Here is a 5062-nt window from a genome sequence, read left to right as displayed (position 1 = left end):
GCACCGCCTCCAGGGTTTCCCGCGACCGGATCGTCTGCCCGCTTTCCGTGGACGGGTCAGTCCGTCGGCCCCGTGCTGAGGGGTGGGTACCGCCGGATGGTCAGGACGGCGAGGTCCACTGCTGGTTGCTCTGGCTGCTGTTGCAGTCCCAGATGATCAGCTTGGTGCCGTTCGCCGTGCCGCCGCCGGAGGCGTCCAGGCATCGTCCTGATGCCGGGTTGCGCAGGGTTCCGTCGCCGGGTGAGGTCCATTGCTGGTTGGCGCCGCCGTTGCAGGACCACAGTTCGACGGGGGTGTTGTTCGCGGTGCCGCCGCCGGTGATGTCCAGGCACTTGCCCAGCGACTGGAAGGTGCCTGCGGTGCGGGTCCAGGTCTGGTTGGCGCCGCCGGTGCACGTCCACAAGGTGACGACCGCGCCGTCGGTGGAGTTGGAGCCGTTGACGTCCACGCACTTGCCGGAGCCGACGCCGGTGATCGGGCCGGCTCCGCCGCCCCCGCCGCCGCCCCCGCCGCCGGTGGCGCCGGTGAGCTTGATCAGGCGGGATCCGTGGGCGGGGATGTTGCTTGCGGTCCAGCTGTTGGTGGCGTTGCCGAGGTCGGTGCGCGAGTTGAGGTCGCGTACCGCGGCGGTGCCGGACAGGCCCAGGGAGGAGAAGTTGGCGGTGATGGACGCGCTGCTGCCGCCGGTGTTGTAGAGGCCGACGACGGTGGAGCCGTCGGCGAGCTTCTTGGTCCAGATCTGCTGGCTGCCGCCCGCCACCTGCCGGGGGATGACGCCGGCCTGGTCGACGGCGATGACCTCGGGGTTGGTGAGGATGGACTGGGCGGTGGCGTCCATGAAGTAGATGTCGCCGCCGACGTAGAGCGGGGCGGAGGCCATGGACCAGAAGTTCATGACGGACTGGCGCTCGGTGTTGTTCAGGCCGTCCTGGACACCGGAGCCGGTGTTGTTGTTGATGGGCATCGAGTCCAGGTCGGGCCAGTAGTTCGGGCCGAGGGAGCCGAGCCAGTTCGGCAGGTCGTCGAAGCGTGCGCTGACCGAGTGGTCCCAGGCGGAGATGGTGTCGCAGTAGCACTCCACGTCGGTGTCCACCCGGACACCGTTGGCGTACGGCTTGAGACCGGCCGCCTCGGAGACCGGCACCGGCCAGCCGCTGGCGGTCAGATAGATCTGCCTGCTCTGGTGGTCGATGGCCCGCGACCAGACCGCGAGGTTGTCGGTCGGTACGTCGGAGGTGGTGGCGCCGCCGTCGAGGTGCTGGCCGTCGATCTTGATCAGGTCGACGCCCCAGGAGGCCCAGGTGCTGACGACGGAGTCGTAGTACGGCTGGGCGCAGGCGTTGCCGTAGTCGACCTCGTAGTCCGTGCCGCTGGACCAGCCGTTGGGCACCTGGGTCAGCGGCTGCTTGACGATGTCCCGGGCGTGGCAGGAGGTCCCGGCGATCGGGGTGTTGGCGTCGTAGGCCGCCCCGGGGATGCCGACCACACCGTAGATGCCGGCCTTGAGGCCCTTGCTGTGGATGTAGTCGACGGTGGCCTTCATCCCGTCGGGGAACCGGCCGCTGTCGGTCTTGGGCACGCCGTTGCCGTCGACGCCGCTGTTCCAGCCGGAGTCGAGGTTGATGTACGAGTAACCGGCCGACTTGAGCTTGGTGGCGACGGCGTCGGCGGCGTTCTTGACGTTGGCCTCGTTCAGCCAGCCCATGCCGTACCCGGGGTGGGTGGAGGACTCCACGCTCCAGGTGCTGAAGCCCATGAAGGGCTTGGCGGTGAAGTCGCTCTTGGCGGACGCCTGCTGGCTCGGCAACGCCACCGCCGCTGCGGCCGCGATCATCACCACGGGCAGAACCCGCGTGAACGCTGATCTTATGTACACGGTGTAGGCTCCTTCAGGAATCGGACTTTCTCGTCCCATGACTGGTCCGATCCGGTAAGGGGAAATGGGGCACGCCCGCGCGGGGCGCGGTGCGACAGCTCCTTTCTGATGGGGGCAGCCGGGCGGGTCCGATTGCAGCGGACACCGCCTGGCGGCCGATCGGGGCTGTGAGGTCCCGGCCTGCGCCGGAAGTCAATGGCGGGGCGATCCATGCGAGTTCCCGCCGCTAGCGCAGGATCTCCTCGTCCCGCAGCGTGATCAGGCTCTGTACCGCCACCGCGGACGCGCCGCGGGCCCACTCCTCGAAGGGCAGCGGGTTGAGCACCAGCGGGCAGGCGGCCGCCCCGAATGCCTGCTGCCGGAAGGCGGTACGGATCGAGGTCTCGAACAGGTCGTAGGCTCCGACGCCCTCACCGGAGACGAGGATCTTCTCGGGTCCGGTGAAGTTGGCCAGCGCCGCCAGGCCCAGACCGATGGCCTGCCCGGCGCGCTGGAAGATCTGCCGCATCGCCGTGTCGCCGGACCGCGCCATGGCGACGGCTCCGTCGATGGACAGCGCCGGATCCCCGCAGGCCGCCCGGGCGGCGGTGACGATCGCTTTGGTGGAGGCGATGGCCTCCACGCAGCCACTGCTGCCGCAGTGGCAGGGCGGGCCGTCGCCCGTCACGCGCACGTGCCCGATCTCGCCGGCGACCCCGTGGGCACCGGCCACCAGAACGTGGTTGATCACCAGGGCGCAGCCGATGCCCGTGCCGAGCGTGACCAGCGCGAAGTTGGCCACGCCTGCCCCGTCGCCGAAGAACTGCTCGGCGACCGCGAGGGACTTCACGTCGTTCTCGATGGTCACCTCCAGCCCTGTGGCGTCGGTGAGCAGCGCCGCCAGCGGCACGTCCCGCCAGCCAAGGAACGGTGAGTAGCGCACGGTTCCCGAGGCGCGGTCGATGTCACCCGAGATCGCGACGCCCAGGCAGTGGCCGCGGCCCGCGTACTCCGGTGCCTGCGCACGAAGGTCCGCCACCAGCGTGGCCAGGCTTTCCACCACTTCTCCGACGGCCGTGGAGGCGAGCTGCCGGTGGAGGGCGAAGCGGACCTGGCACTGCAGGTCCACCACCACGCCGATCAGTTCCTCGGCGCAGATCTTCACCCCCAGGAAGAACTCCCGGTCCGGGTTCACGCTCAGCGGCACCGCCGGCCGCCCCGCCCCCTGCGTCGGCCGCGGCTGGTCGGTCAACTCCACCATGTAGCCCGCCTCGATGAACGGGCGGGCGGCCTTGGTCACCGCGGCGGACGACAGTCCCGTCATCCTCGCCACCTCCAGACGGGAGACCGGCCCGTGCGTCAGGACGGTGGTGAAGACCGTCGCTGTCGCGGGTGTGGTGATCGGTGCTCGCAGAGCGCGGCGCGTTTGCATGCCCGTAACGTAGGGGGTCAAATTAACTCCGTCAATAATTGATTCAACTTCTCTTCCGCTTCCGGTCCGCCATGGAGCTGCTCACCCTGCCAACTAGGACATTTGCCTACGGATTCAGGAGTTACCGGCTCGTCAGGGTGCTGATTTGCCCCATTGTTCGAAGGGCGCCATGCGGGGGCCGTCCATGCGGCTAAAAAGGGGAACTCGGTCGCTTCCTGTGATTCGACGGCCGCGGAGGGTGGCGGACGCGGCTACGGTGAGGCACTCATCCCGTTTTCGGCGGGCCGCTCCGGGCTGTCTCGGCGAGGGGGCGGGGCGCCATGGCCGACAAGGGTTCCCATGCGATTTCGTCCCGGCCGTACCCGCTTCCGCAAGGCCCTGCCGGCGGCCTGCGGGGTCGCGGCGCTGCTCGCTTCGTCAGCCCTCACCGGCTCGGGTTCGGCTGCCGCGACCCCGCCCGACCCGGGCGGCACCACCCCGGGCGGGGGCGCCGTCATCACGGTGACCACCGCCGAGGTCGGTGCGCCCGGCAACCCCGCGGTGGCCGTCGTCCCGTTCAAGGACGCCGTCTACCGGTCGTGCGCCGACGCCCCCGCGGGCTCCACCGGCTGCCTGATGGTCGGCGGCGTCGGATATCCGTACGGGATCGGGCAGCTCGAAGTCACCGTCGCCCAGTGGGTGGCGTTCCTCAACACCGCCGACCCCACCGGCCGCGACCCCCACGACCTCTACGACGAGACGGAGAGTGCGACGGCGTGGCCGAAGTACGGCCAGGTCAACTTCTCCCCGAGCGCGGGCAACGGCGGCCACTACTCGGTGGCGTACCCCGAGTGGGCGGACAAGCCGTACGGCTTCGCGAACTTCCTGCGGGCCGCGCGCTTCGCCAACTCGCTCACCAACGGCCGCGTGCTCTCCCAGCAGGTCACCGCCAGCGGCGCGTACACCTACGACACCTACCAGGTCAGGCTCTCGGCCAGGACCGAGCGCGGGATGTACGACCTCGCCCGGCCGGACGCCACGCGGGCCCAGGACTCCGGATTCGTCGTGCCGAGCCAGGACGAGTGGATCAAGGCGGCCTACTACGACCCGCGCGGCGGCGGCACCTACTCCTACTGGAAGTACCCGACCAACCCGGGAGTCTTCGGCGACGGGGACGCCACCGCTCCCGCCCCCACCGTCCTCAACCCCACCACCGGCGATGTCACCAACGGGGCGACCCAGCCGCTGGCCTCCTACCACGCCAGCGGCCAACCGGCACCGAGTTGGTGCCCCGGCGAGGTGCGGCCCGCCGACTGCGCCACCGTCAACCCGCTCGGCCTGGACCCCACCACCTACGGCCAGCTCTACCAGGGCAGCCTCAGCACCGTCGGCCAGGCCAGGACCACCTCGCCCTGGGGCACCCTCGACCAGGGCGGGAACGCGGTCGAGTGGACGGACACCATCACGGCACCGCCCGCCGGGCAGAGCTCACTTCGGATCTGGCGGCGGCTGCACGGCGGGATCTCCAACGCACCCGCCTTCCAGATGTGGCCCTCCGCCGTCGGACTGCAACCGCAGGACAACGCGTTCTTCAACCGCACCTACCCGTGGCTCGGCATCCGGATCGGCGTGATCGGCGACCTGGGGCACACCGGGCACTGGTCTTCGTCGGCACAGTGATCGCCCTGGCGTCGGGTCGCCCGGTCGTCGCCGACGACCGGAGCGTCACAGCCATCCGCGCCGGGCGGCGAGTGCCGCTCTCGTACTGATCGCGCGCGGTACCCGGCGGCCCGTCG

The 5062-nt window shown here is 70.1% G+C and carries 3 protein-coding genes; 1 reads left to right on the top strand and 2 read right to left on the bottom strand.

Annotation, left to right across the window (positions count from 1 at the left end):
- Positions 1-100: 100 nt before the first annotated feature.
- Both AB0M29_RS44950 and AB0M29_RS44945 read right to left on the bottom strand, forming a co-directional pair.
- Complete coding sequence (locus tag AB0M29_RS44950) at positions 101-1876, bottom strand: ricin-type beta-trefoil lectin domain protein (protein ID WP_365393610.1); 1776 nt, start codon at positions 1874-1876, stop codon at positions 101-103.
- A gap of 226 nt (positions 1877-2102) precedes the next feature.
- Positions 2103-3287 carry an ROK family protein gene (locus AB0M29_RS44945; protein WP_365393608.1) on the bottom strand — a complete coding sequence of 395 codons (1185 nt, stop codon included), beginning with the start codon at positions 3285-3287 and terminating at the stop codon, positions 2103-2105.
- A gap of 339 nt (positions 3288-3626) precedes the next feature.
- Between AB0M29_RS44945 and AB0M29_RS44940 the strand changes: the two genes are divergently transcribed.
- Positions 3627-4946 carry a hypothetical protein gene (locus tag AB0M29_RS44940; protein WP_365393606.1) on the top strand — a complete coding sequence of 440 codons (1320 nt, stop codon included), beginning with the start codon at positions 3627-3629 and terminating at the stop codon, positions 4944-4946.
- The last annotated feature ends 116 nt before the right edge of the window (positions 4947-5062 follow it).

It is taken from the genome of Streptomyces sp. NPDC051976 (assembly GCF_040680795.1).
Lineage (GTDB): Bacteria > Actinomycetota > Actinomycetes > Streptomycetales > Streptomycetaceae > Actinacidiphila.
This window is presented reverse-complemented; position numbering and strand designations above follow the sequence as displayed.

What these genes read in the sequence shown, in the direction of transcription:
- AB0M29_RS44945 (WP_365393608.1), bottom strand. Translation starts at nt 3,287, where the DNA reads ATGCAAACGCGCCGCGCTCTGCGAGCACCGATCACCACACCCGCGACA.
- AB0M29_RS44940 (WP_365393606.1), top strand. Translation starts at nt 3,627, where the DNA reads ATGCGATTTCGTCCCGGCCGTACCCGCTTCCGCAAGGCCCTGCCGGCG.